At 62.3% G+C, this 26,177-nt stretch carries 23 protein-coding genes and 1 riboswitch; of the genes, 4 read left to right on the forward strand and 19 right to left on the reverse strand.

The window, feature by feature from the left end:
- Positions 1-43: 43 nt before the first annotated feature.
- The 5 genes from KRX12_RS01390 to KRX12_RS01410 all read right to left on the reverse strand — a co-directional run bounded on the left by KRX12_RS01390 (position 44) and on the right by KRX12_RS01410 (position 4,201).
- Positions 44-892: a hypothetical protein gene (locus KRX12_RS01390; protein ID WP_218365464.1), complete on the reverse strand. Its 849-nt coding sequence runs from the start codon at positions 890-892 to the stop codon at positions 44-46.
- Between the two features lie 3 nt (positions 893-895).
- The gene (gene rsmH, locus KRX12_RS01395; protein WP_218365465.1) at positions 896-1,945 is read right to left on the reverse strand and encodes a 16S rRNA (cytosine(1402)-N(4))-methyltransferase RsmH; all 1,050 of its coding nucleotides are present in this window, start codon (positions 1,943-1,945) and stop codon (positions 896-898) included.
- A 191-nt stretch (positions 1,946-2,136) separates the two neighbouring features.
- Positions 2,137-2,568, reverse strand: a complete 432-nt coding sequence (mraZ, locus tag KRX12_RS01400; protein ID WP_218363956.1) for a division/cell wall cluster transcriptional repressor MraZ — start codon at positions 2,566-2,568, stop codon at positions 2,137-2,139.
- A 603-nt stretch (positions 2,569-3,171) separates the two neighbouring features.
- On the reverse strand, positions 3,172-3,576 hold the full coding sequence (locus tag KRX12_RS01405; RefSeq protein WP_218363958.1) for a DUF3040 domain-containing protein: 405 nt from the start codon (positions 3,574-3,576) through the stop codon (positions 3,172-3,174).
- 193 nt (positions 3,577-3,769) lie between these two features.
- Positions 3,770-4,201: an SAV_6107 family HEPN domain-containing protein gene (locus KRX12_RS01410; protein ID WP_218365466.1), complete on the reverse strand. Its 432-nt coding sequence runs from the start codon at positions 4,199-4,201 to the stop codon at positions 3,770-3,772.
- Positions 4,202-4,362: 161 nt separating this feature from the next.
- Between KRX12_RS01410 and KRX12_RS01415 the strand changes: the two genes are divergently transcribed.
- On the forward strand, positions 4,363-4,917 hold the full coding sequence (locus KRX12_RS01415; protein WP_218365467.1) for a GNAT family N-acetyltransferase: 555 nt from the start codon (positions 4,363-4,365) through the stop codon (positions 4,915-4,917).
- Here KRX12_RS01415 and metF read toward each other — a convergent pair.
- On the reverse strand, positions 4,914-5,849 hold the full coding sequence (gene metF, locus KRX12_RS01420) for a methylenetetrahydrofolate reductase [NAD(P)H] (RefSeq protein ID WP_218365468.1): 936 nt from the start codon (positions 5,847-5,849) through the stop codon (positions 4,914-4,916). The genes KRX12_RS01415 and metF overlap by 4 nt on opposite strands.
- 212 nt (positions 5,850-6,061) lie before the next feature.
- Between metF and KRX12_RS01425 the strand changes: the two genes are divergently transcribed.
- Together KRX12_RS01425 and KRX12_RS01430 are read left to right on the forward strand one after the other, a co-directional pair.
- Positions 6,062-7,153, forward strand: coding sequence for a polyprenyl synthetase family protein (locus tag KRX12_RS01425; RefSeq protein ID WP_218363966.1), 1,092 nt, complete (start codon positions 6,062-6,064; stop codon positions 7,151-7,153).
- Positions 7,154-7,158: 5 nt separating this feature from the next.
- A complete protein-coding gene (locus KRX12_RS01430; protein WP_218365469.1) occupies positions 7,159-8,643 on the forward strand; it encodes an alpha-(1->6)-mannopyranosyltransferase A in 1,485 nt (494 codons plus the stop codon).
- A gap of 71 nt (positions 8,644-8,714) precedes the next feature.
- Here KRX12_RS01430 and KRX12_RS01435 read toward each other — a convergent pair whose 3' ends face one another.
- Positions 8,715-9,083 (reverse strand): Rv2175c family DNA-binding protein, encoded by a 369-nt coding sequence (locus KRX12_RS01435; protein WP_218363970.1) that lies wholly within the window; start codon positions 9,081-9,083, stop codon positions 8,715-8,717.
- A gap of 71 nt (positions 9,084-9,154) precedes the next feature.
- Here KRX12_RS01435 and KRX12_RS01440 point away from each other — a divergent pair, with 71 nt between their 5' ends.
- A complete protein-coding gene (locus KRX12_RS01440) occupies positions 9,155-11,455 on the forward strand; it encodes a PASTA domain-containing protein (RefSeq protein WP_218365470.1) in 2,301 nt (766 codons plus the stop codon).
- Between the two features lie 74 nt (positions 11,456-11,529).
- Here the strand turns inward: KRX12_RS01440 and KRX12_RS01445 are convergent, their stop codons facing one another.
- From KRX12_RS01445 to KRX12_RS01500, 12 genes are all read right to left on the reverse strand, one after another.
- On the reverse strand, positions 11,530-12,921 hold the full coding sequence (locus tag KRX12_RS01445; RefSeq protein ID WP_218363974.1) for a class II 3-deoxy-7-phosphoheptulonate synthase: 1,392 nt from the start codon (positions 12,919-12,921) through the stop codon (positions 11,530-11,532).
- A 68-nt stretch (positions 12,922-12,989) separates the two neighbouring features.
- Positions 12,990-13,514 (reverse strand): polyadenylate-specific 3'-exoribonuclease AS, encoded by a 525-nt coding sequence (locus KRX12_RS01450; RefSeq protein ID WP_218365471.1) that lies wholly within the window; start codon positions 13,512-13,514, stop codon positions 12,990-12,992.
- Between the two features lie 207 nt (positions 13,515-13,721).
- Positions 13,722-14,990 carry an acyltransferase family protein gene (locus tag KRX12_RS01455; protein WP_218365472.1) on the reverse strand — a complete coding sequence of 423 codons (1,269 nt, stop codon included), beginning with the start codon at positions 14,988-14,990 and terminating at the stop codon, positions 13,722-13,724.
- Between the two features lie 194 nt (positions 14,991-15,184).
- A complete protein-coding gene (locus KRX12_RS01460; protein WP_151529253.1) occupies positions 15,185-15,934 on the reverse strand; it encodes a 1-acyl-sn-glycerol-3-phosphate acyltransferase in 750 nt (249 codons plus the stop codon).
- Between the two features lie 179 nt (positions 15,935-16,113).
- Positions 16,114-17,079 carry an ROK family glucokinase gene (locus tag KRX12_RS01465; protein WP_218365473.1) on the reverse strand — a complete coding sequence of 322 codons (966 nt, stop codon included), beginning with the start codon at positions 17,077-17,079 and terminating at the stop codon, positions 16,114-16,116.
- Positions 17,080-17,151: 72 nt separating this feature from the next.
- A complete protein-coding gene (locus tag KRX12_RS01470) occupies positions 17,152-18,294 on the reverse strand; it encodes a glycosyltransferase family 4 protein (RefSeq protein WP_304505797.1) in 1,143 nt (380 codons plus the stop codon).
- Positions 18,295-18,401: 107 nt separating this feature from the next.
- Entirely contained in the window at positions 18,402-19,427 is a 1,026-nt protein-coding gene (locus KRX12_RS01475; RefSeq protein ID WP_218363982.1) for an NlpC/P60 family protein, read from the reverse strand.
- Positions 19,428-19,812: 385 nt separating this feature from the next.
- Entirely contained in the window at positions 19,813-20,484 is a 672-nt protein-coding gene (locus KRX12_RS01480) for a C40 family peptidase (protein WP_370625511.1), read from the reverse strand.
- Positions 20,483-20,658, reverse strand: a riboswitch (cyclic di-AMP (ydaO/yuaA leader). It overlaps the preceding gene by 2 nt.
- A 744-nt stretch (positions 20,659-21,402) precedes the next feature.
- Positions 21,403-23,025 carry a cytochrome bc complex cytochrome b subunit gene (locus KRX12_RS01485; protein WP_218363984.1) on the reverse strand — a complete coding sequence of 541 codons (1,623 nt, stop codon included), beginning with the start codon at positions 23,023-23,025 and terminating at the stop codon, positions 21,403-21,405.
- Positions 23,022-24,227, reverse strand: a complete 1,206-nt coding sequence (locus KRX12_RS01490) for a ubiquinol-cytochrome c reductase iron-sulfur subunit (RefSeq protein WP_218363986.1) — start codon at positions 24,225-24,227, stop codon at positions 23,022-23,024. The genes KRX12_RS01485 and KRX12_RS01490 overlap by 4 nt, the downstream gene beginning before the upstream one ends.
- Complete coding sequence (locus tag KRX12_RS01495; protein ID WP_151529265.1) at positions 24,224-25,105, reverse strand: c-type cytochrome; 882 nt, start codon at positions 25,103-25,105, stop codon at positions 24,224-24,226. Before KRX12_RS01495 ends, KRX12_RS01490 begins: the two co-directional genes overlap by 4 nt.
- A gap of 131 nt (positions 25,106-25,236) precedes the next feature.
- Positions 25,237-25,851, reverse strand: a complete 615-nt coding sequence (locus tag KRX12_RS01500) for a heme-copper oxidase subunit III (RefSeq protein ID WP_151529247.1) — start codon at positions 25,849-25,851, stop codon at positions 25,237-25,239.
- Positions 25,852-26,177: the final 326 nt, after the last annotated feature.

Raw genomic sequence — 26,177 nt, forward strand, 5'->3', positions numbered from 1 at the left:
AGCTAGTGCCCTGTCTATAGAGGTCGAGTTCAGTCTAAACCGCCTAGCGCCCCGCATAGGGGAGCGGCGCACCGGATTGCGCGCTATTCGGCGTCTCGCGCGTTTCGGCGACACCATCATTCACCGAGTTATTACGCGGCGCGACGGCTTCGAGACGATCGCGCATCTCCTCGGTGCGGTTGGGATCGCTGCTGGCGCGGTTCGGCCGGCCCTGTCCCTTATTGACGTCAATGATCGGCAAATTCCCATTGGGGTTGGGAGCCAGCTTCTCCTCCACTACCCCATCGCTGCGCACGTCGAGAGCACCCGGCTGGCCGGGAATCACCATCTTGTGATCGGCGGCCCTGGCGGCCGCATCAGCGGCGGCGCGGGATTGTTCCACATCGCGGCGCAGGGTTTCGAGCTGATTACCCAGCTGGGCATCCTGCTGCGAGAGGCGCTGAATAGTAAAGGTCTGCTCCGTGTTCAGTCCGGACAGCGACATCGTGCCCACCACACCGAGCACGCTGAGCAGGAGGAAGAACACCAAGGTGCGCACCACGCCCTGATCCGGGCGCGGGGATTCCACGCGGCGGCCGCGCACCGACACCACCTGTTGGCTGCCCAGCCTGCGCTGGAACTTCCGCTGCGGCTTCGGCGCCGCCGGCGCCTGCGGCCGCAAGGTGGTGGCACGGTGGCCATAACGGGTGCTCAATGACTCCCGCTCGGCGGTGTCCCTGTCACGCTCGAGCGTATCGACGCTGCTGAAGGTGCTCGTGCTGTAATCCCGCGAGCGATGGGAGGTATCCGCCCAACGCGGGGAGGGACGATAAGCATCGTGCTCTGCCTGGCCCGAGCCATCCTGCGCGCTGCGCCGAGGACGCCGCACGGGGGTTCCTGCGGTGAGGGTCATGTCTTAGAGCCTTTCTTCCGATACTTTTTCAGCGGCGCGCACCCGCACCGATGCGGCGCGGGGATTCATCTCGATCTCGGCGGCGGATGCCTTCTCCGAGCCGCGGGTGAGCAAGCGGAACGACGGAGCGGTTCCCGGGAGATCCATGGGCAGCCCCGGCGGAGTGGTGGAGGTCGTGAGATCGGTGAGCACCTTTTTCACGATCTTGTCCTCGAGCGACTGATAGCTCATGAACACCATTCGCCCGTGCGGGGCGAGTCGTTCGGCCACCACGGGGATGAGCTTTTCCAGTGACTCGAGTTCCGCATTGACTTCCACACGCAGGGCCTGGAAGGTGCGCTTGGCTGGATGCCCGCCCGTACGCCGGGTCGCCGCGGGGATGGTGTCGTACAGCAACTCCACGAGCCGCGCCGAGGACTGGAAGGGCTCCTTCTCGCGCTCCCGCACGATCGCGCTGGCAATCTTGCCCGCAAAACGCTCGTCACCATAGGTTTTGAGGATGCGCGCGAGATCTCCGTGGCTATAGGTGTTGAGCACATCCGCCGCGGTTAAATGCTGGCTATTATCCATGCGCATATCCAGCGGGGCGTCCACCTTATAGGCGAAACCCCGATCGACTTGATCGAGCTGCATGGAAGACACACCCAGATCGGCGAGCGCCCCGGTGAGGCCATGCTGCTGGGCGCGGATAGCGGCCGGCGCCGTCGAGCGATCGATCTCCTCACCCAGATCATCAAAGCGGGCGTGGATCGGACAGAAGCGAGCGCCGAAGCGCTCGAGCCGAGTACTGGCCTCAGCCAGGGAGCGGGCATCGCGATCGACGCCGATAACGAAACAGCTGGGGAAGGTGGACAGCAGATGCTCGGTGTGTCCACCCGCACCGAGAGTGGCATCGACGATCACGGGATGCTCGGAGGCCTCGATCGCGGGAGCGAGTAGCTCGGTGACGCGATCGCGCAGCACGGGGACATGGCCATGATTGGCTTCGAGCTCCCGCGCTTGGGCGCTGGCTGTATCCACGTCGCGTTCCTGTTGTGTGTGCTGTGACGTCATGGTGCGCGATCGCACCCCCTCTCGCTATGAGTCGTGCAGGTAAATAGATGTGTGGTCTCACCGGACACGTCGGCGGTGTATATAGAGCTCCGTCCGAGGGAACATTCTGGTATCGGGGAAGTACACCAGAACTTCAACCTCAGCCGGAGGTCTACACACACCGCGTGGGCGTTGTCGACAGCGGGCCTGTGTTAGATAAAGCCGCCCAGAACGTCATCCTCTGCTTCCGCGAAGGAATCCTCGGTTTCGGCCTGGTACGCAGCCCATGCCTCGGCATCCCAGATTTCTAGGAAGTCGACCGAGCCGATCACCACGCACTCTTTCTTCAAGGCCGCATACTCACGATGCGCCGCCGAAAGCGTGATTCGACCGTGCCCGTCAGGGCGTTGCTCGTCCGCACTCGCAGCGAGGTTACGAATGAACGCCCTCGCCTTGGGGTTGGTACGCGACACCGCCGCTGCCTTACGTGCTCGAGCAGCAAACTCCTCACGGGGATACACGGCCAAGCTGTGATCTTGACCCTTGGTGACCATGAGGCCGCCCGCAAGTTCCTCGCGGAACTTTGCCGGCAGTGTGAGCCGTCCCTTGTCATCGAGCTTCGGGGTATAGGTGCCAAGAAACATGGGTTTATTGGCCTCCTTTACGTGTCAATCACCTCGAAACCCAGTGATGCGGGATACCTCGTTCAACGCGGCACTCAGGTGCGCATCTCGCATGCCTTCGATATCCAATTTCCTGCCCGCCGAGCGGCCACAATGAGCCGGCCAGCTGACCTAGGCCCCACAATACCCCACTTTCCCCCACTTTTAACAGCCTGCGCCGCCCATTTCTTTTTCTTCTCGCTAAATCCACTGTTCATCGCGGTATTTTTCTCTCGAGCGCGGTGGGAGACACGATGCGCGATGACTCTCTGGGGCGTCACAGTAGGGCACGAGAGGTGACTGTAGTACTCCTGACCCCCATAATCCCCATGCGCACCACCTCTACCTTTTCGCTTTTCAACCGCACTATCTTCACCTTGCACTCGGCCGAGAGCACCGAGTGGGGCACAGTGGGGGATCGCGGTGGGAGAAAGTGGGAAGCCATGTAGTGCACTAGCCCCGTGGGGGTGTGCCGATACTGCTGGCGCGAGGTGTGGGCATGAAAAAAGCGCGCACCTTAATAGGTGCGCGCTGGATGGGGCCTCAGACCCTTAGCCCCCCCCCTAGCGATGAACGGTTGGGGCGTTAGTGCTCGCCGAAGCGGCGGCGGAAACGCTCTTCCATCGAGCTTGTGTCTTGTTTCGGTGCGGCCGCGGGGCGGGAGCTACTGACGGTGTGCAGCTTCGGACCTGACTCGGCCGAGCCGCCCTCGCCGCCGTCACGCAACATCCAGAGACCAGCGCCGAACATAATAAGAAAGCCCACTGCGCCGAGGGCGATGAACCACAGGTTGGTCTGGCTCAGCGCGATGCCACCGATCAGCACAAGAAGGCCGATGACGCCGACGGCAATCCCCCGCAGGCTCAGCGAACCAGAACCACCACCGAAAGCGGATTCCTCTTTAATTGAGGATCCAAACTTGGGATCGTCTGCAAGTAGTGACTGCTCAATCTCACGGAGAAGCTTTTTCTCCTGCTCTGAAAGCGACACTGTTCCTCCCGGGCGGGTGTGTGGCTGGGCTCCTTGTGCAGAGCACCTGCCGCTGATGGGGTCTTCAAAATACAACAACGTTTCACTGCCGCGAATTGTTCCGATCACCATTCACCGGCAGTACTCCCACCCCCGACAGCCCCACACGCCCCGCCATGGATAGCCGCCTCATGGCGACGCTGCGGCCGAGTTTCTAGGCTGCGGTGGAAGTGGGATGCAGCTGCTCATCTACATCGTCTAGGAAGGACTCTACCAGCCGCATCAAGGCACCCACGCGGGCTGGGGAAATGTGCCGATCAAGGCCATTAAGTGCACGCTGCCTCACCCGGGAGAAGGCCTCGAAGAGATCGGCATAGTCGGCACCACGTTGATCTACGAGGCGCAGCTGATCCCAGGCTGAACGCGGCAGCCGTCGCCGCTTCGCCACAGGACTATCTGCCACCCGCGCTCCCGCGAGACGCAGCGCAGCGCGGTAGCCATATTCGAGAGCATCGAGCAATTTATCGTCCAGCAGCGCCTGCTGCGCGGCCTCATAATTGTCCACACCGCTGCGGAAAAGCCGGACACTATTCGGAACGCGAGGACGGAGGGAGGAGACGGTGGAGGATACGATCGGGGTGGCCATGGGCTGCTCCTTCATTATTGAGTGCTGTAGTGCGTTGTTTAGCTGTGACACTAGTGAGCACCCAGGACACTCCACCCTCCGTGTTCGAACACGTGTTCTATCGAGAATGTTCGGCTAGAATATGCCACACATCGCAGAGAAGAATGGTGAAATAAGAAGTTATGGCTGTGGAGGAAATACGCGAGCTCACGACCGTCGAGTTTTGTATGCTGACCCCGCATTTGGTGGACATCTACATTCGCGCAATGGGCTATGACCCCACCTTGGCCGATTCCCGCGTTTCCGCGTGGCGGCATAACTCCCGCAACCGCGATTTTCACGCCTTCATCGCCGTCCACGATCGCTCCATCGTCGGCGTGGTGTACGGCTTTCGTAGCAATAGCACCCAATGGTGGTTCAATCAGGTCTATCACGGGGTACGCCAGACCTACGGCGCCCATAGTCCGCAGCTAGGCACCCTCAAGGATTATGTGGAACTCTCCGAGATCCACGTCGATCCCGCCTATCAAGGCCGAGGCATTGGGCGCCGCCTCATTACGGCGTTTATCGACGCCGCCCCCACCCAGATTCTTCTCTCCACTCCAGAAACCGCCGGGGAAAACAACCGCGCTTTCGGCCTCTACCGCTCTTTAGGCTTTCAGGACCTGCTGCGCAATTTTCGTTTCCTCGGCGATTCCCGCCCCTTCGCGGTGCTTTGTCTTCCCACCTCTTCTTAGGCGGCCGGCTGCCACGCCGGGGCCATGCCGAGATTGTGCAGCACCTCTTGCGTGGCGCGGGCGAAGTTCATCGTCATAAAGTGCAGATCCTCCACCCCTTCCGCGATCAAGCGCTCGGCCATCTCGGAGGTCACCTCGATCCCCACGGCCCGGACCTGCTCATCCGTCTCTGCCGCAAGCAAACGCCGTTCCAGCGCCGTCGGCAAGGAGGAACCGGACAACTCCACCTGACGCCGGGCCGAGCGCAGGCTCGTGATCGGCATCAGGCCGGGAATCACCGGCTTCGCGCCGTGTACGGGATCGGCGGCAGCAAGCCGATCTCGGAGCCGCAGGAAGTGCTCCACATCAAAAAACATTTGGGTGATGGAAAACTCCGCCCCGGCGCGCAGCTTCTCCAGGGTCCAGTGCGTGTCCGCGTCTAGATTCTCGGCGCGATAGTGGCCTTCGGGGAAGCTGGCGACGCCGATAGTGAAGTCGCGGCACTCCTCCACGGATTTGGTTAAACGGATGAGATCGATGGCATAGTTCAGTCCGCCTTCGGTGGGCACCCACTCCCCCAGCGGATTGCCGGGCGGATCACCGCGCAGGGCCAAGAGGTTGGTGAGCCCCAGGTGGGCATACTCCCGCAGGATCGACGTGAGTTCCTCGGCGGTGTGTTCCACCAGAGTCAGGTGCACCAAGGTGGTCAGCGGGTGCTGCGAGAGCCGGCGCGCGATGCGGCCGGTGCGCTCGCGGGTGGAGCCGCCGGCGCCATAGGTCACCGAGGCGAAGGCCGCACCCAGATCGTGGAAGGTGCTCGCCGCGTCCCACATGCGCTGCTCGGCTGCGTCATCGCGGGGTGGCATGAATTCCACCGAGAAGGCCACGCGAGCTTCTCGGGGAGCAGTGATGGCGTCGATAACCGAACGGTGCTGCGGCTGTGTTGTGGGCATGGTGCTGCATTAAAGCACATACAAACCGCTTTGTGCGCGAATTGCCCCCAAAAGTGAACCGAGCGGTTCATTCCTACGGAAAATTATGTGCCCCGCACGCACCTCGTGTCTGCTGCACACGCTAGAGTCAACAGTGATACAACCTAGACCCTCCTCGCCGCCGGCTGGGGCCTCGCTGACCCCTACCCCACTATCGATCTGGAGAGACTGTGATGTCGACTCACTCGGAGCTGTTCACCGACCCTATTCAGGCCATTCCGCCAGTGGTACGTGAGCATTTGCTGAGCTACTGCACACAGCGCAATCAGCACTCCCTCGCTATGGACGAGAACGTGCATCTCGGCACTGCGGTGCTGGAAGATTTCGTGCTCAGTGGCGGTAAGCGCATGCGCCCCATCTTCGGCTGGACCGGCTTCATGGGCGCTCGGAGCCCCGAATGCACCGAGGATATTGAGGCTGTTACGACTGCCTTATCCGCCCTCGAATTCATCCAAGCCTGCGCTCTTATTCACGATGACATTATCGACTCCTCCGATACTCGGCGCGGCTACCCCACCGTGCACCGCCGGGTAGAGGCCTATCACCGAGAGCAAGGCTTTTCCGGCGATGCCGCCCACTTTGGCGAATCACTGGCTATATTGCTCGGCGATATGGCGTTGGTATACGCCGATGACATGGTGATGGATTCCGGCCTATCGGATGCCGCGCTGCGGCGCATACGTGAGCCCTGGCGGGCGATGCGCCATGAGGTCATCGGGGGACAGATCCTCGATATCACCATCGAGTCCAAAGGCGTCGAGGGCGTGGAGGCACCCATGCGCGTCAATCGCTATAAAACGGCCGCCTACACCATCGAACGCCCGCTGCATCTGGGCGCCGCTATCGCCGGCGCAGACGAGAAGACCATCGCCGCCTATCGCTCCTATGGTCGTGACGTGGGGATCGCGTTCCAGCTGCGGGATGATGTGCTCGGGGTCTTCGGCGATCCAGCCGTCACCGGCAAACCGGCCGGCGATGATCTTCGCGAGGGAAAGCGCACCGTATTGGTGGCGCGCACGCTCGCGATTCTCGATGCTCGCGCCCCGCAGCGGGCTGCCCGACTGCGCGAAGGCCTCGGCCACGTGGAAAGCGCCTCCGATATTCAGGAGCTAGCCGAGATTATCGCTGACTCCGGGGCCGTGGACGAGGTGGAAAGCCATATCACCGAGTTAAAGAACCAGGCGCTCGCGACCATCACGGCGGTACCCACCGTGGCGGGCATTCTCGGCGATCTTGCTGAACGCGCAACCGCGCGGAGGATGTAGTGGCGATGGACTGGGCTCGTGCACGCTGGGTCGGTCTCGTCGCCGCAGTGCTGATCATCGCGGGATCCTATGGCGGAGGTGCCATCCGCAACCGCGGCGGAGTATTAGAGGCACTCGGGCTGGACTTTATGAGCTACGGCCATGGCGCCGGGGTGTCCAATACCGTGGTTTGGCTCGGCATTATGGGCACCGTGGCCGCCTGGGTGCTCCTAGGGCGGCAGGTGATGTGGAATCCGCGGCTCTCCGAGAAGGACAAAGTCGCTGAGATCCGCCGCTGTCTCATCGCCTGGGTCGCCCCACTTCTTGTTGCCGCCCCGATTCTCTCGCGCGACGTCTATAGCTATCTCATGCAGGGAGCGATGCTGCGCGATGGCTTCGACCCCTATACCCAAGGCGCTGCGGTGAACCCCGGGCCCTTCCTTTTGGAGGTCAGCCACGACTGGCGCAACACCACCACCCCCTATGGGCCGCTGCATCTATGGATCGGCGAAGGCATTACGAGCCTAGTCGGCGAGAACGTCACCCTCGGCGTGCTGCTATACAAGGTGGTCTCTATCGCCGGCTTCATCGCTATTGCGTGGTCCACGCCGAAGATTGCTCGCTGCCTCGGCGGCTCACCGGCGCTGGCGCTGTGGCTGGGCGTGGCCAACCCGGTGATGGTGCTCCACCTGGTGGGCGGCATGCACAACGAATCGCTCATGGTGGGCTTGGTCAGCCTCGGCCTGCTCTGCGCGCTGCGCCAGCGCTTCCTCTGCGCGGTGCTGCTGGTGTCTGTCGCGGTCTCGCTCAAGGCCACGGCGGCGCTGGCGCTGCCGTTTATCGTCTGGATGGGAGCCCGCCATCTCGCGGCCGTCCTGGAACGCCGGACGGGGCTCGCTCCCACTCCCCGCGCGCTCCTCGCCTTCTTCGCTACCGGTGCCTGGATGGTGGTGGAGTTCGCCGTGGTCATGATCGCGGTCACCGCCGCCTCGGGCTCAAACTGGGGATGGGTATCGCAGCTTTCGGGGAACTCGAAGGTGATCAACCCGCTGGCGCTGCCCTCGCTCATCGCCGACATTGTCACCCCGGTGATCCTGTTCATCACCGATGACTTTTCCTATAACACCGCGCTGGCCATCACCCGCCCCATCTGCGGGGTCATCATGCTTCTCGGCATCGCAGCAGCGTGGTGGATCTATCGCCAGAACAATCGGCGCAATATCATCGGCATCGCCGTGGCCTATGGCTGCGCCGTGGTATTCAACGCCGTTACCCTCCCGTGGTACTACACCAGCCTGCTCAATGTGATCGGGACCTTCCGCCCCTCGATGAGAGTCATCAAGGCCACCACCCTGCTGTCTATCATCATTGCGCTCGCCTTCACCGGCAGCGGCAATCACCAGCTCTACAACCCAGTCTGGATGGTGCCCACCACCATCGTGGCTTACTTCGCCACCGGCTATATCTTCACCGACGCAGAACGGCAACAGCCCCGGCACCGCACAGCCTGAGCCGAACGCGAGGCTGCGTTGCGGTAGAAGGATGCTGTGCCGGCGACGGGGCGTCGATAAGCGTGCTGAGTTTAGAGAGCCATGGCCTGGGCGCGGCGCATAACCTCGCGGGCGAGATGCCCGTGGAGAGCATCGACGGGGCGACCGGGCAGCGAGTCATCGGCGCTGAAAAGATACTCCAGGATCTCAGCATCCGTGTAGTGGCCATCGGACAATAGCGCGATCACTCCGGGCACAAAGCGGTTGAGCGAACCGTCCTCGTTGAGGAAGCGCTCCGGAACATATTTCACGCCATCCCGCTGCACCACAAGCAGCTGATGATCGCGGACGAGGTGATGCACCTTCGTCACCACCACACCCATGCGCTCAGCCACATCGGGGATGGCTAGCAGGGGCTCGTCAGGGCTTAAAACATCCTTGGACACTGGAATCGAACTCACGGCACCTAATGTATTACAGAGTGACGAGAAACGGTTAGCTTAACTTCGTTAATGCAGGCATACTATTCACCATGACTCAACTGGCGGTCGGCACACTTCTCGATCAGCGCTACCGAGTGGAAACTCTTATCGCTCGGGGCGGAATGTCCTCTGTGTACCGGTGCCTAGACCTGCGCCTCGGGCGCCCCGTGGCGGCAAAGGTACTTGATGATCGGCTCATGGATGACCCCGTCTCGCGGGAGCGTTTCCGCCGCGAGGCCCGCTCCATGGCGCAGCTCTCGCACCCGAGCCTCGTGAATGTCTATGACACGAACTCCTCCGGCGATCACGTATTCCTCATCATGGAACTGATCACCGGCGGCACCCTACGCGAGCTGCTCTCCGAGCGCGGCCCCATGCCGCCGCACGCGGCCACCGCTGTGATGCGTAGTGTCCTCACCGCGCTGTCGGTGGCGCACCGCGAAGGCATGGTGCACCGCGACGTCAAGCCCGATAATGTGCTGATCAACGGCAACCATCAGGTCAAGCTCGCCGATTTCGGGCTGGTGCGCGCCACATCGCACGCCCACCACACCTCCGACCAGATCATCGGCACCGTCTCCTATCTCTCCCCCGAGCAGGTCGATGGCTCCTCGGTCGGCCCCGCCTCGGATGTGTACTCCGCCGGCATCGTGCTCTTCGAGCTTCTGAGCGGCGATACCCCCTTCACTGGGGACAACCCCATGGCCCACGCCTATGCCCGCCTGCACGCGGATGTGCCGCCGCCCTCCACGCGCATCGACGGCGTCCCCCCAGAATTCGATGAGCTCGTCGCCCGCGCCTGTGCGCGCAACCCCGCCGATCGCTTCGCTGACGCCCAGGAGTTCCTCGACGCCGTCAACGACGCCGCACGCACCCTGAACCTTCCCGATTTCTCCGTGCCCGTGCCCCGCCACGGTGCCGCGCACCGGGCCACCACCGTGGTGAGCCCCGCGATGAATCCAGAGCCGAACGGCCTTATGGAGGGCCCCGGCCAGCCCCAGCAGCCGCGCGAGGGGTTATTCCCCGACGCCGAAGAGGAGGCCGGCCCGCACGCCACCACGCAGGAAACCCGCACCTTCGGCGCCGTTCCCCCGGCCGGCCCCGCTGGGCCGGCGGTTCCGGCAGGTCAAGCGGTTCCGGCGGGCCCCATGGGCGCCCCCGACGCCCCTACCCCGCATGGCGCGGCACAGCCCACCGCCTACGATGCCCCTGAGAATCCCCCGGCTCCCGCTGCGTCGGCAGCGCCCTCGCGCCCGTCCCGGCCCGCCGGCAATCGCCGCGGCATTGGCTTTTGGGTATGGCTGGTGGTGATTGCCCTTACCACCGCAGCGGTGGCCGTGGGTGGTTGGTGGTTCGGCTCCGGACGCTACGGCGATATCCCCTCGGTCCTCGGCATGGACCAAGAACAGGCCGTGGCCACCGTGCAGGAGGCCGGTTTTTCGGTAAGTACCGACGAGATCTATGACGACGAGGTCGCGGCTGGGGAGGCGGTGAATACCCTGCCCCCTTTTGGCGAGCGAGTACCACGCGGTCATGATGTCGTGGTACTCCTCTCCCGTGGCAAGCCGACCGTCCCCGCCATCCCCCAAGACCACGACCCGCTGAAATACGAGGCGGCTGTCACCGACCGCACCCTGGAGTGGGAGCTGGGCGAGGCCGCCTATGATGACACCGTTCCCGCCGGCAAAGTCCTCGACGCCTCCCCTGCCCCCGGCACCGAGGTGAAGGTGGGATCGGCGGTATCGGTGATTCTGTCCAAAGGCCCCGCCCCCGTGGAGGTACCCGATATTCGTGGCCGCAGCGAAGACTCCGCCCGCGCTATGCTCAAGCGGGCCGGCTTGGAGGTCTCCGAGGTGCGCAAGGAATACGACGAGGGCGTGGACCCAGACGAGGCGGTATCGACCATCCCCTCCTCCGGTACCTCGCTGAACCGCGGCGACTCGGTGATCCTAGTGATGTCGAGTGCCATCAAGGTACCGAAGATCACCGGGCTGAGCCTCGACGAGGCGAAAGACGTCCTCTCCGACGCCGGTATCAGCATCCGAGAGGCCTCCTATGTATCGAAGACCGGCCGCGTGGTCGATGAGGTAGTGGCAGTAAGCCCCTCCCCCGGCTCCGGTCTGGATCCGTCGAACGCCACCGTCTCCGTGGAGGTGGCGTCAAAGGTGAAGATCCCGAGTGTCTTGGGCAAGCGCGTATCCGATGCGGTGAAACAACTCACCGAGGACGGCTTCGCGGTGGATACCTCGGGGCTGGACGATGATGATCGCGTAATCGCCCAAAGTCCCCTCCCCGGGCTGAGCAGAGACTCCTCCCGCGGGGATGTGACCATCGAGCTCACGGCCCTCTAACGCCCAGCTGGCATAACACAACGGCCCGCACTCCCTGTATCGGGGAGGCGGGCCGTTGTGCTGCGCGGAGGAAGCTACTGGTTACGCAGCATCTCCGCGACGAGGAAGGACAGCTCCAAGGACTGCTGCGTGTTCAGTCGCGGATCGCAGGCCGACTCATAGCGGCCTGGCAGATCGATATCGGTGATGTCCTCGGCACCACCGAGGCACTCGGTGACGTTCTCGCCGGTGAGCTCAACGTGGATACCGCCGGCGTGGGTGCCGAGGGCGCGGTGCACCTCGAAGAATCCCTGCACCTCATCCAGCACCTTGTCGAAGTGGCGGGTCTTATACCCATTCGAGGAGGTGTGGGTGTTGCCGTGCATCGGGTCGGTCTGCCACACCACCTTGTGGCCGGATTCTTCCACGGCGCGGACGATTCCGGGCAACACGGTGCGCACTTTGTCATGACCCATGCGGGCCACCATGGCCAAGCGCCCCGGCTCCTTGTTCGGATCCAGCTTCTCGGCATAGGCAACGGCCTCTTCTGGGCTGGTCTTCGGCCCCAGCTTGATGCCCACGGGGTTAGAGATCAGCGCGGCGAAGTTCACGTGGAAGTCATCGATGCCGCGAGTGCGCTCACCGATCCACAGCTGGTGTGCGGAGAGATCATAGAGTCCGGTCTCGCCGTTTTCGTCTTGGCCAAGACGCAGCATGGCGCGCTCATAATCCACCAGCAGCGCCTCGTGGGAGCAGAAGATATTGGCTTGGCGCAGGGACTCATCGGAGACACCGCAGGCCTGCATGAAGCTCAGTCCGCGCTCGATCTCTCGCGCCAGGGCCTCATAGCGGGCACCAGCCGGCGATTGCGCCACGAACTCGCGGTTCCACTCCGTCAGGCGGTACAGATCCGCCGTGCCGGAGGCAGTAAGGGCGCGCACCAAGTTCATCGCGGCCGAGGAGTTTGCGTAGGCGCGGATCATGCGGGCCGGGTCGTGGCGGCGCGCCTCAGGGGTCGCCTCCACACCATTGACGATGTCGCCGCGGTAATTGGGCAGCCCATTGGCATCGAGGTCCTGGGAGCGCGGCTTGGCGTATTGGCCAGCGATACGGGCCATCTTCACCACCGGGGTGGAGGCGCCATAGGTCAATACCACCGCCATCTGCAGCAGGGTCTTCACATTCGCCTTGATATGCGGCTCGGTATTGGCCTCGAAGGTCTCGGCGCAGTCGCCGCCTTGCAGCAGGAATGCATTACCGAGCGCCACTTCACGCAGCTGATTCTTCAGCAGGTGAATCTCCGGCGGCAGCACCACCGGCGGCACAGACTCGAGGATCTTGCGCACCGCAAGGGCTTCCTTCTCATCCCACGACGGCTGCTGCTTGGCTGGGCGCGCCACGACATCGTCAAAGCGCTCCCGAATGCCCGCAGGCAGCGGGGGAAGATCGGGCAGCTCGGATTCTGATATATCTACACTCCAACTCACACGTTTATTCTTAGCACACCGAACTATTCTTCCCTCCCCTTGCCTACCCCAGCAGAGCGGGGCGGATGCTACTTTCGGCGCGAGATGGACTGGGCTGCCCCATCGAGGCCCAGCGGCATGGCGTTGGTGCAGATAAGAAACTTGGCGCGGTTGTGCCTGGCGTCGACAAGCGCATCGTGCACTGCGCTCGGCACGGCCGGCAGTTGCGGCCTACCAGCCATTTCCCAGTACTGCTTCAGCTCGCGGGTAAAGCGCGGCAGCTGCCGTGGCAGGCCCCGCATATCCCCCCAGAGCTGCGCGAGGACGATGTGATCATAGGCGCCCACCCAGGCCCATAGTTCGGGACGAGTGCCGTCGTGGGTGAGGAACTCAAAGACCTCGCGACGGATGGTGGCCCGCGTTTTCCACTCGCGGCTGCCGCGCTCCGGCAGCTTGTCGAGCACGTGCGCGCGCACCCAGTCATTGGCTGAGCGCGGATCAAACTCGCTCGACACGGCGTAATATTCACGGCCGTCCTCGGCAACAATCCCGATAGAGACCAGCTCGATGGTGGTCCCGTCCTCAATAAACTCGGTGTCGTAGAAGAATCGCACGGTGGTTGTCTGCTTGCTTTCTACGCCCCGGAACCTCTTCTGCCCCGGCGCGAGCGTGGCCGTCTGCGCGCTGCCTGGCGAAGAGCAGCCGACAGAGCACAGAAAGGCGAACGTACTCGAAGTGTCATTTCAGTCTAAGCACACCGGCGCGCCACGTGCTCAGCGGGGGTATAGCCACCCTCGCCGGAGCCGCCCAGGCGCACGTAACTAGCAGCGCGAGTGGCGTGCGGACGCCGCATACTCGGCGCTATTGTCCGGCTGATTCTTCCCCGCATCCCTGCGGCCAGCGATCATCGGCTCGATCGCCGGCGGCGCTAGGGTCCAGCCGAGCACTGGCACACGAGAGAGCAGGTAGAAGCCATAGCAGGCGGCCATTGCCACGATGAATACGCCGATCACCCACAGCGATGGACTCGACAGCAGCCCGTTACCCGGCTCGATGAGCACGTCCTCGCGGTAGCGAAAGAGCATGCCGAAGAGCACAGAGATTGCGATGGGGTGGCCGATATAGACCACGAGGGTGTGACGGCCGACGAAGGCGAGCGCGGAAAACAGCAGCGGCACGCTGGCGAGCGCCACCGCCAATAAAATCGCCGTGGGCAGCAGCCAGAGCCGCCACAGCAGCCCCTCGATGAGGTCGATGAACTCGGTGCTCCAGCCCCACATGCCTTCCTCACGTACGGGCAGCCCCGCAAGCGTCCCCGAGCGAGCCGAGCCCAGCCACCAATCATGCGCGGCATAGGCCGCCAACCCACTGAGCCCATAGGCCGCAATGAAGCGCGGCTGAGTGCAGCTGCGGGCAATCCAGGTGATGGCGACACGGTAGCGCAGTCCGATCATGTAGATGGGCAGATACTGCGCGAAATGCAGCACAATCGACGCACTCACGGGGGTGAGTTGCAGCAGCACTGGGCTAAAGGAGGCGGCCACTGCCACCCCATTGCTCAGCCGCCGGGTGGCCCATGCCCAGAGGCAGAACACGGCCAAGCAATACAAGAACCAGTACATGCCCTCGCCGTGGAGCACGCTATCGACTACCCACCCCGCCCCGCGGTGCTCGAAGTCGGCGAAGCGCACCATCTCATATTCTTTAATGAACAAGTAGATGGGCATCCACACTAGGTAGGGCAAAAAGAAAAACCAGATGCGTTTGGTGAGGACCTCGCGGAGGGAAAAGCGCAGCACTTTCGCCGAGAAGTAGCCGGAGACCAAGAAGAATAGCGGCATGCGCAGTGGATCCAGCAGATGGTTGAGCTCTGCCAGCCACGTGTCCATTCCATAGGGCACCTCTAGGCACACGTGCAGCAGCGTTACTCCGACAATGGAGAGCCCCTTCGCGGCATCGGGCCATTTCAGGCGCTCTTTCACCACCGTGTGCTCCTGCACATGCGGCATGCCGTGGCCGGTGGCATCCGGCTCCATCCTCTGTTCCACATCAGCAGCGTTATATCGCGTGGCAGGCTGATTCTGCGTCATGCGCCCGTACACTTTCTCCCTCGTGCCCCGTCATCCCAAGCGCGCTTATCGACGCTCAGCTCCCCGACACGATCACCGCGACTGCGCATGCAGCAGCGGCGCCGATAGGGGTTCAGCAGGACTGCCCTAACCCTATCGACGCCGCTCAAAAAAGTTAAACTATGCCACCTTAGCGTAACCTAAGAATCGCTGTCTTAGCCCTCCCAATTGGCGGGGAGTTCCGCCCCTTCCGGATAGCCCTTGCCCGCAGCGAGTGCTTCTTTGACATCCGCGGCATACAGGTCCACATAGGGATAGCCGGACATCTCCGAGAACAGGGCCGTGATGTGGTCGGTGAGCGCGCGGGCGGCCTCATAGCTATCGGGGTCCAGGCCGCGCTCCTGCACAAAGGCGATGGGGTCGATCGGTGGGGCCACTTTCATCCACACCTTGGCGGGGCGCACAATCCACGAGCCGATGGGATTGGCCTTGCGGGAATTGATCATCGCCACCGGCACGATGGGCTGCTGACATTCCAAGGCGGTGCGGGCCATGCCGGTCTTGCCGCGATAAATGCGACCATCCGGCGAACGGGTGCCCTCGGGGTAGACGCCGAGCACGTCGCCGCGATCGAATACCTTACGGGCCGCAGCAATAGCATTAGCCGCAGCATCCTCCGAGGTGCGATCGATCGGCACTTGGCGTAGCGAGGTGAAAAACCACAGCTGTATCTTGCCCACCAGTCCGGTACCGGTGAAATACTCATTCTTGGCGAGGAAGGTGATCTCACGGTCGCACAGCAGCGGGAAGAAGAAGGAGTCCATCACGGACTGATGGCTAGAGGCGACGATCGCAGAGCCGCTCGCTGGGATATTCTCCTTGCCTTCAATCTCTGGGCGGTTATACACCCGCAGGAAGGGTCCGATGAGGATGTTCTTAAACACCCAGTACCACTTGTTTTTCATGTGCGACTTCCCTAGCAAATGGGGCGCTGTAGATGATCTGCCCTACACGGGGCACACCACGGCTCGGCGCCGGTGAATGCATGATCTGTCCTCCCACGAGGACCGTAAGTATAGGTTAGTAGAAACTAGCCTTCACGTCCGGAAGTTTCGCCGCGAGGACGCCCGCGGTGCGCACAGAATCAGTCCACCGGGGCGAGGAAACGGGTGCGCGCCCGATCGGCCGCGCCAATCATGCCGGCATCCGAGCCCAGTTCCACCGTCTTAATATCGGCGAGCGGACGGTGTCCGGCGCCCACAATGCGCCGCGCGAAGCGCTGCTTCGCGGCCTCAAGATACAGCGGAGAATCCTTGGCCACGCCGCCGCCGACCACAATAAGCTCGGGATCGAGGATATCGGCGACGATGGCCAACCCCTCCCCTAGCCAATGGCTAAAGTGCTCCACCACTTTCACCGCAGCAGGATCCCCATTACAGGCCGCCTGCATGATCCTCCTGCCGGTGAGCTCATCGGCCTGCGAGCGGAAGCGACGCACAAAGCTCGACTCCTCGAACTCGCCGGAGCCAATGATCTCCTTGGCAAAATCCGGCAGCGCCGTGCCCGAGCAATAGCGCTCTAGGCAGCCCCGTTTACCGCAGGGGCAGCGACGCCCATCGGGTACCACCGTGATGTGCCCGAACTCGGGGGCGGTGCCGAAAGCGCCACGATAAATCTCCCCGTTATGCATGAGCGTCGCCCCGATCCCAGTGCCGATGGCAAAAAGCACCCACGTCTGGGCGTCGCGGGCGGCACCGAAACGGTACTCGCCCCACGCAGCAGCATTGGCGTCATGCTCGAGGACAACGGGGAGGTCAATGAGCCGCTCGATGTCCGCGCGGACGTTCTTATCGCGCCACGGCAGATGCGGGGCGAAACGTACCCGCTCGCATTCGGGATCGATAAAGCCGGCGACAGCAAGCCCCACCGCCCCCACATCGTGGCGAGAACGCAGAGACGTGACCACATACGCAATCGCCTCGTCGAGTCCACGCTGGGTGGACGGGGTGGGGACCTGGGTCGAGTCGATGATGCGCCCCTCGGGCGTCACTACGGCGCCGCGAAGGTTGGTACCGCCGATATCGAAACCGATGGAGTGGGTGGCAGACATAATGGAAGCTCTATGGGTCCCGTCTCTAGAGGTTAAAACTCACCCAGTATATATGCGCTTGACTGCGTCATTCTAATCGCTGGACGAGTGGAGAATACGCTGCAGCCGCGCCGCCATAATCGGCCACGCCCAGTGCTGCACCACGTGGGCGCGGCCCCGCTGCCCCATTGTGCTGCGCAGAACGTCATCATCGAGCAGACGAACTATCGCGTGCACTAGGCTGTCGATGTCTCGACCATCGACCACGATGCCCGTCTCCTCCGTCACGGTCTCTGGCGCGCCGCCGGAATCGCCCGCCACCACCGGCACCCCACTGGCTTGGGCCTCGAGGTAGACGATGCCGAGCCCCTCGACGTCGAGGCCCTTGCCGCGGGTACGGGCCGGCATACTAAAGACATCGCTGGCGGCGAGCAGCTGCCGCATCTCGCCGAATTCACACTGCCCCATGAGGTGGATGCGCTCGCTGGCCTGGGAGTTGGCGTCGATAAGCGCGCGCAGTTTCTTCTCATATGAGCCGGTGCCGACAAGCACGAGTCGCGCCTCGGGGTGGCGGGCAAGAATGCGCGGCATGGCGCGCACCAGCTGGTCCTGGCCCTTGCGAGGCACAAGCCGAGAGATACAGATGATCAGCGGCTCATCGCCCCATCCATAGCGGGCGCGTACCTGCCGCCGTTCTTTCTCGCTCAGGGGGTGAAATAGCTCGGGATCCACTCCCGAGGGCAGCGGCTCATAGCGTGGATGAGTACCCAGTGCCGGGCGGATCCGGCCCAAGGTGTAGTCGGAGATATAGGTGATCACATCGGCAGAAGCGCCAATGCGCCGCAGAATCTGGCGGGCGCCGGGCACCATCGACCACCCGACCTCGTGGCCGTGGGTGGTAGCCACCACCTGGCGGGCCCCAGCCGCCCGCGCCGCCGAGCCGAGCACCGCGAGAGGGGCCGCAGCCCCAAACCACACGGTGTCGATATCGTACTGGGCGATAAGACGACACATCTCCGCTCTGAGCCCGGGAGTGGGCAGCATGACCCGGCGAGGCCAGCGCACCACCGTGTACTCGACCTGGGCATCCCATGCTGCGGCCGCCGCAGCGTCTTGTGTGGAGGCAAGCACCACAATCTCCGCGGGATCGAGATAGGAGACGAAATCGCGGAGATAGGACTGGATCCCGCCGACTGTGGGCGGGAAATCATTGGTGACAAGCAGCGTGCGGCCCATAGTCATCCCATTCTAGCGAGGGCCCCTAGGCCACACAGTGGGGCCTAAAAAAATCACGCCACGCGATCCTCCCAGAGAGGACGGTGGCGTGAGGGGGCGTGCCGGTATTAGTAGCGGCGCGCGCCGTAGAAGGGCATCGAATCCACGGAGACGACCTGCACGGGGATACCATAATCCGAGGCGTGGACCAGCTTGCCATCACCGATGTACATGCCCACGTGGGTGGCTCCGGGGTAGTAGCCCACGATATCGCCCGGCTGCAGCTGATCGCGGGATACCGGCGTGCCACCGGCCATCTGGGCCTGGGAGGTGCGCGGAATGGACTTACCCTGCTGCGCATAGGACCACACCATCAGCCCAGAGCAGTCGAAGGCGTCGGGGCCGGTGGCTCCCCAGCCATATGGAGCGCCGAGCTTGCTCATCGCGGCATTCACCGCGCTCATCCCGCCTGGGTTCGAGCTGGTAATACCGGCGAGATCGAATCCCTCGATGGGGCCGTTCTTGTTTTGCCACGCCTGGCGCAGGCTCGGCTCCAGGGCGTCAATACGCGCCTCCAGCTCACTGGTGCGCTTATTCAGCTCATCCTGCTCGCGCTCGAGCTTGGCCCGCTGGGCCTTCAGGTCGCCTAGGCGGAAGTCGGCCACAGCCTTGGCTGCAGCGGCACGCTCATGTTCCTGAGCTGCCTCGCGCAGCGCCTCCTGCAATTCCACAATGATGCGCTCATTGCGCTGACTCAGGGCGCTCATATAGGCAGTGCGATCGATGGCGTCCTGCGGGTTATGTGCCGAGGAGATGCCCGAAAGGGGATCGAGGCTCGCACCGCGGTAGCGGGCCTTAGCCACCTGGTTCACATCGCTGCGAATGCTCTCGGCGTTCTCTGCCGCTTCTTGTGCAGCCGCAGAGGCTTGCCGGTACTCCTCCGCGAGGCGCGCCGCCTCCTCATTGCTCTTGTCAATATCGATGGACAGCTGCTTGACTTCCTCGTTCTTCGCAGTGGCCTCGTGGGAGACCGCGTCCATCTCCTTAATCAAGCTCTCCATCTGGGCGGGATCAGCGCTGGCAAGAGGCGCAGCGATGCTGCTGGCAGATAGGGCAAGGGCGCAGGTAATAAGCCCGAGCTTGGTGAGTTTCATGTGTTCTCCACGTGCGTGTTAGAAGTGCCGGCGCTGAAACAACAGCGTCACAATAAAAGTTACAGCGGGCCACGGGCCGCGCTGTGTGGTGTTCCTGCTCCCCTAGGGAGCACACACCCAGTTAGCGGGTTAGTTTAGCGTAAATTCCGCCAATACCAACCCCGATGTGACCACTGAGGCTTAGAGTAAATCACAGTGGTGAAAGTTATTGGCCCAGCCAGCTAGACGAGGCCGCAGCCCTGCCCACCCCCAAACGTAGGCGGCGAGCGAAGAGGGCTACGAGCACCGGCGCCCCAGCGAATGCCGAGGCGCCGCCATAACGACAAAACCGCAGACCGTACGTTGGTCTGCGGTGTGCTGTCAGGGCTGTCCTCGCCTGTGGCTCTTAGAAGCGAACCACGGAGTGGATCGGCATGTAGTCGAGCGGACGCTCGCCCACCGGGGTGCCGGACTGCATGGCGTCGATGATGGTGCCATTGCCCACGTAGATGCCGACGTGGGAAGCGCCGCCGTAGTAGGCAACGATGTCGCCGGGACGGATCTGGGACAGCGGCACGCGGACGCCGGCAGCTGCCTGCTGCTGAGAGGTGCGCGGGATGGACTTGCCCACCTGGGAGTAAACCCAGGAGGTGAAGCCGGAGCAGTCGAAGGCGTCCGGGCCGGCAGCGCCCCAGACGTAGGGAGCGCCGGTCTTGGAGCGAGCGATGCTCACGATGCGGTCACCAACAGAGTTGGAGGATGCCGGAGCGACAGAGCGGGCGACCTGAGCCTGGCCGGGAATCTGCACGGGCAGCTGAGAGCTCAGCTGGCCGGTATCAACGATGTTGTTGATCTCTGCCGGCACACCGGGAATGTTCGGCACGGCCGGAACGCTAGGAACGTTCGGCACGCCAGGAACGGACACGTTGCCGACGACCGGCACGTTGATGTCGAGGGCCTGAGCCGGAGTGGCCAGTGCGGCGGAGGCACCGGCGGCAACGGCGGTTGCGGCTGCTGCGTTGCGAACGATACGGCTTGCGCTACGACGATTGTGATTACCCATTTGAAACTTTTCCACGTCTTCCTTGTTTGAACCGGCCGGGTTAGCTGACGGGCTAGGCATCCGGAAGGCCTCCCATCCTCGCGCCGTGCTCTCTATACTGAGCACTCTTGCGAGAATTTCACCCCAGATATTTAGGTGGTTCCCCGGCTCCGGCGGCATCCTCAGGATCGGAGTTGATCAGAGACTGTGCCGGATTAGGTCTGGCTTATTCTTTTCGGTAGATGTTCGTCGGTGGCGACCAGATCGTTTTCTTACTCTCTGCTTCGTCCCGCGAAGTCTCGTTTAGGTTACGAAACGGCAACGATACTTGTCCAGCTTTCAGCAAAATCTAGGCGCTGTTATCAAGTCGTAATCTTCCAGTGACCATTCGGTGATCGAAACAGGCGACGGCGACGCGGCCCCAGACCGTTCGAATGACACCCCTTTTACCTGCAGTTTTTCGCATATTTTCGTCCCATGCTGCACCGATAGTGGGAGCCGCCCACCGTCGGCCGGGGCTCCATAATTATTTTTTGTGACCTTCCCCACTATGGCCGTTATCGGGCCGTGATCGTGCCCGAAACGTTATCTCAGCGCGACCACACGAAGCCCTAGGATGTCTGATCAGTAGCCCTGGAAACGCCCCTGCGCCCCGCCGAGCGCACCGACCGCGCCGGCTGGCGAGAGCGGTACTGCCCCGAGAACCGCGTGCTGGCCGCGTGGCGGTCTCTAGGCCGCTGTGGGGAACGCTTCCCTACTGCGCGTGGACAGGTGACTGTGCTGCTTGCCAAGGCGGTAGAGGCGGTGTCTACCCCACCGTCGGACCACGGTTGGCTGTGTGGGCCCTCGATGGTGCACACCGAGCATAAGAGAAGGACCCTCACCCCGAGGGTGAAGGTCCTTGACTCTATGACGCAGTAGTCTCAGTACAGAATATGTACTTCAGGTGTGATGCTATTCGCGGCCGGCATCCTTGTCGGCGCGGCGATTAGCCTCGTTGAGGTTCTCGAGCATGGTGCGCTCTTCCTCTTCGTTGGCGTGCTCGATCTCGGCAGCGCGGCGAGCGACATCCTCGCTGTCGGCCTTCCACAGGCCGCGACCCGGGTGCCCACCGAAACCAAGCTGGTTCGGCTGGTTCGGCACCTTGGCGCCTGCGTACTCGAGCGGGATCTGGTGTCCGTGCTCGTCCACTGGGCCGATGGGCTGGTGAACTTCCACGTACTCGCCGTGCGGCAGACGCACGATCACGCCGGTTTCGACGCCGTGCTCCAGCACCTCGCGGTCAGCGCGCTGGAGGCCAACGCAGATGCGGTAGGTGATGAAGTAGGAGATCGGCGGCAGCAGGATGAGGCCGATACGACCAACCCACGTCATGGCGTTGAGCGAGATATCGAAGTGATAAGCGAAGAGGTCGTTACCACCAGAGACGGTCAGCAGTCCGTAGAAGACCAGAGCCATCACGCCGATACCGGTACGGGCCGGTACGTCGCGGGGACGCTGCAGCAGGTTGTGGTGCTCATCGTCGCCGGTGATCTTCTTCTCGATCCACGGGTAGGCGAAGAGCAGGACCACGAGGATGCCAAGCATGATGGCAACCCAGAACACGGCCGGGATGGTGTGGTTGCCGATGTAGAGCTCCCACGCCGGCATGACACGGGCGGCACCGTCAGTCCACAGCATGTAGATATCAGGCTGGGAACCAGCGGAGACCTGTGCCGGGTTATAGGGGCCAATGTTCCAGATGGCGTTGATCGTGGTGATACCTGCCATCAGGGCCAAGGCACCGGCGGTGATGATGCCGAAGGCGGAGGCCTTCAAAGCGAACACCGGGAGAATACGGACGCCCACAACATTGTTCTCGGTGCGACCTGCGCCCGGGAACTGGGTGTGCTTCTGGAACCAGACGATCGCCAGGTGTGCACCGATCAGGGCCAAGATGATGCCCGGCAGGATCAGCACGTGGGCGATGTAGAAGCGGTCCAGCATGATCTCGGAGGGGAAGTCGCCACCGAAGATCAGCCAGTGCATCCAAGTACCGATGATCGGCATACCCACGATGATGGCGGACATAATACGCAGACCCACGCCGGAGAGCAGATCGTCCGGCAGGGAGTAGCCGAAGAAGCCCTCGGCGACGGACAGCAGCATCAGCACGCTGCCGATGATCCAGTTAGCTTCACGCGGGCGACGGAACGCGCCGGTGAAGAAGATACGCATCATGTGCACGATGATGGAGATCGCGAAGGCCAGGGCGGCCCAGTGGTGCATCTGTCGAATGAACAGACCACCACGCACCTCGAAGGAGATGTTCAGCGCGGTCTCGTAGGCACGAGACATCTCCACACCGTTGAGCGGTGCGTAGGCACCGTCGTAGATGACCTTGGAGATAGACGGATCGAAGAACAGGGTCAGATAGACACCCGTGACGATCAGGATAATGAAGCTGTACAGCGCGATCTCACCGAGCATGAAGGACCAGTGAGTCGGGAACACCTTGTTAATTTGGGTGCGCAGGAAGCCGGCTCCGCTGTAGCGAGAGTCAATGGCTTCTGCGCGCTCAGCTAGTTTATTGCTCATGATTTACGCTCCCAGAATGCCGGTCCGACAGACTCGATAAAGTTGCCTGCGGCGACGAGGTAACCATCTTCATCGACGGTAATGGGCAGCTGCGGCAGGGCACGAGCGGCGGGGCCGAACACCGGCTTGCCGAAGTGCAAAGCGTCGAACTGCGATTGGTGACAGGGGCACAGGATTCGGTTGGTCTGAGCCTCGTAGAGCGAGGTCGGGCAACCGATGTGCGTGCAGATCTTGGAGTAGGCGTAGTAGTCGCCGTAGTGGAAGTTCTCCTGTCCGACACGCTCGATCACCTTGGCAGCGTCGGCGCTGCGCAGGCGGATCAACATGACGGCGTTACGCGGACCGTGGATCGAGTGCATGTGCTCCTCGTAGACCATGGCCTGCTTGTCGTAGCGGTCGCCGTCGTTGACGTACTCGTCAGGAAGCGGGAACACCGTCTCCATCGAAGCTGCCAACAGATCTTCGGGACGCATACGCACCAGACGGGTCACACCCTGGGTGGTGTAGTGCCCATCGTGCTTCTCCGCGGTCACGCCGGTGTCGCGGCCCAAGTACAGCTTGGTGCCGTGCTCGGCGAGGGTCCAGCCGGAGGTCCAGAGGGTGCCGTCACCCTGGATGCCCAACTCATGAGGCTTCCACGGGTTCTTCACCATGCCGCCGAGCGGGGCCAGGATGCCCAGGCCGGCGACGGCTGCGCCGGCGCCCATGACACCCTTGAGCATCTTGCGACGACCCAGAGTGGAGGTCTCCCAAGCGTCGTTGAGCAGCGCGCCGAGGGTCTTTGCATCGACCTCAGCGGAACCGCCATCGTGACGCTGCTGGACGGAGATCTCTTCGGGGATGAACTTCTTCACATAGGTGACTACGCCCATACCCATCGAGATGATGCCCAGACCGGCAGTCAGGCCCAACATCGGGGTGTAGAAGGTGTAAAGCCACAGTCCCTCTTGGCCGAGTGCCTTGTACTGCCACGGCCAGAAGAGGTAGATCGCCATGAAGGCGAGCATGAGAACGATGCCCGCGATGAAGAAGAAAGCGACCGAGCGCTCGGCTCGCTTCTCAGCGGGGTCATTCTCAATCGGGAAGCGTTCCTTGCGGTACGCAACCGTGACGTCATCAAGCTCGGTGCCGAGACGGGCGAGCTCCTCGTTGCTCATCGCAGCGAGTTCTTGCGAGGTGTATTCTTTGCTGTTTTTGCTCATGAGCGCGATCCAATCCACAGAGCAGCAGCGATAAGCGCTGCCATACCGGCAAGCCACATGAACATACCCTCAGCCACTGGGCCGAGGCCGCCGAGGCTCCAACCACCGGGGCTCGGGGTTTCCTTCGTGGACTTGATGTACGCGATGATGTCCTTCTTCTCGTCCAGCGAGAGCTGACGATCGGAGAACTTCGGCATGTTCTGAGGGCCAGTGAGCATAGCCTGGTAGATCTCTTGCTCGTTGGCGGGATCCAGAACTGGGGCGTACTTACCGGAGGAGAGCGCACCGCCACGTCCGGTGAAGTTGTGGCACGACGCACAGTTGAGGCGGAAGAGCTCGCCACCGCGGGCGACGTCTGCCGGATCGATAGTGCCGTCGTAGTGGCTACCGCGCAGCGACTCCATGGCGATGGTGCCGTCCTCGTTCTTCACGAGGCCGGGACCGCCACCGTTGGCGTCCACATATGCGGCAAGTGCCAGTGCTTGGTGCTCGTTATAGCGCGGGGTCTTGCGCTGTGCCTGTGCCTCATTGCGCAGCATCGGCATACGGCCAGAGTGCACCTGGAAGTACACGGCGCCTTCGCCAACACCGATCAGGGAGGGACCGCGTCCCTCAACGCCCTGAAGGTTGGTGCCGTGGCACGTAATGCAGGCTACGTCGTAGATGTCCTTACCCTCTTGAACGAGAGCGGCATCGTCTTTTTGAGCGGTTGCTACCTGTGCATCGGGGGTCAGTGCGTGAGCCAGCAGGCCGGCGCCAGTCAGACCCACCGTGAGTGCAAGAGCACCCGCGACGGAACGGCGTGCCTTACGCCGCGTCCGGGTCTTCTTTGCTTCCGCGGACTTCGCCGCAGAAACATCGTGTGGTGTGGTATCCATCATTTTCCTTTTTCGGGTTTCGGAAAGTGAAGGGCTGTTGATCCGCGACCACTCCTTCTGCCCTGCCGCATCACTGCCTGCCTGTCACAGACTGCGGTTGAGAGCCAGAAATGGCGCGAGACCGATACGGCCTACTGAATGAAGTAAATGGTTGCGAACAGGGCAATCCAGACAACATCGACGAAGTGCCAGTAGTAGGACACTGCCATTGCTGCGGTTGCCTGTGCCGGCGTGAACTTGGACTTCGCGATACGAAGCAGGACAACCACAAAGGCCAGAACGCCCGCGAGGACGTGGGCTGCGTGGAAGCCAGTCGTAATGAAGAAGACCGAGCCGTAGACACTGCTCTGAATAGTCAAGCCGTGCTCGACCAAGTGGTAGTACTCATATGCCTGGCCAACGAGGAAGATCGCGCCCAACAGTGCGGACAGTGCATACCACCGGCGGAGACCGAAGACGTCACCCCTTTCTGCTGCAAAGACGCCCCACTGTGCGGTGAAGGACGACGAAATAAGGATCGCCGTGATCATCATCGCGTAGGGGACATTGAGGTGGCCCGTTCCCTCGTCCCACGAAACTCCCTGGCCATTGGCGCGGGAGACGAAGTACATGGCGAACAGACCACAGAAGAACATCAATTCCTGAGACAGGAACACGATCGTTCCCACACTGACCATGTTGGGTCGGTTCAGTGCGGCAACGCGCTGTGTTGCTGCCGTTCCTGAGTTATTTACTGCGCTCGTCACGCTTCTAAGTATGACTGATTCCTAAGGAAGATTCATCATCTACCCCCGATATAGCGCCAACTTTTTCCGTTTTCCCAGCTCGCGCTCGAGGGTTTTCTAAGAATTTAAGAAGTTTTCGATGAGCCGGGAACTTTTTGGAACCGCATCCGACGCCCCTCCGTCGGCGGTGGCAACTACTCCCCCAGGCGGGCCCGCGGCGTGATCGTCAAGGATCTCAGCAGCGTGTGCCCAATTCTCTCGCGCTCTGCTATCTCTGCGGGCGAAAGTGAGTATGCGTTTATGCTAGCGGATCAGTGCTTATTAACTCTCATAAATGCACCCTAAGA

It is taken from the genome of Corynebacterium sp. TAE3-ERU2 (assembly GCF_019209955.1).
Classification (GTDB): domain Bacteria; phylum Actinomycetota; class Actinomycetes; order Mycobacteriales; family Mycobacteriaceae; genus Corynebacterium; species Corynebacterium megadyptis.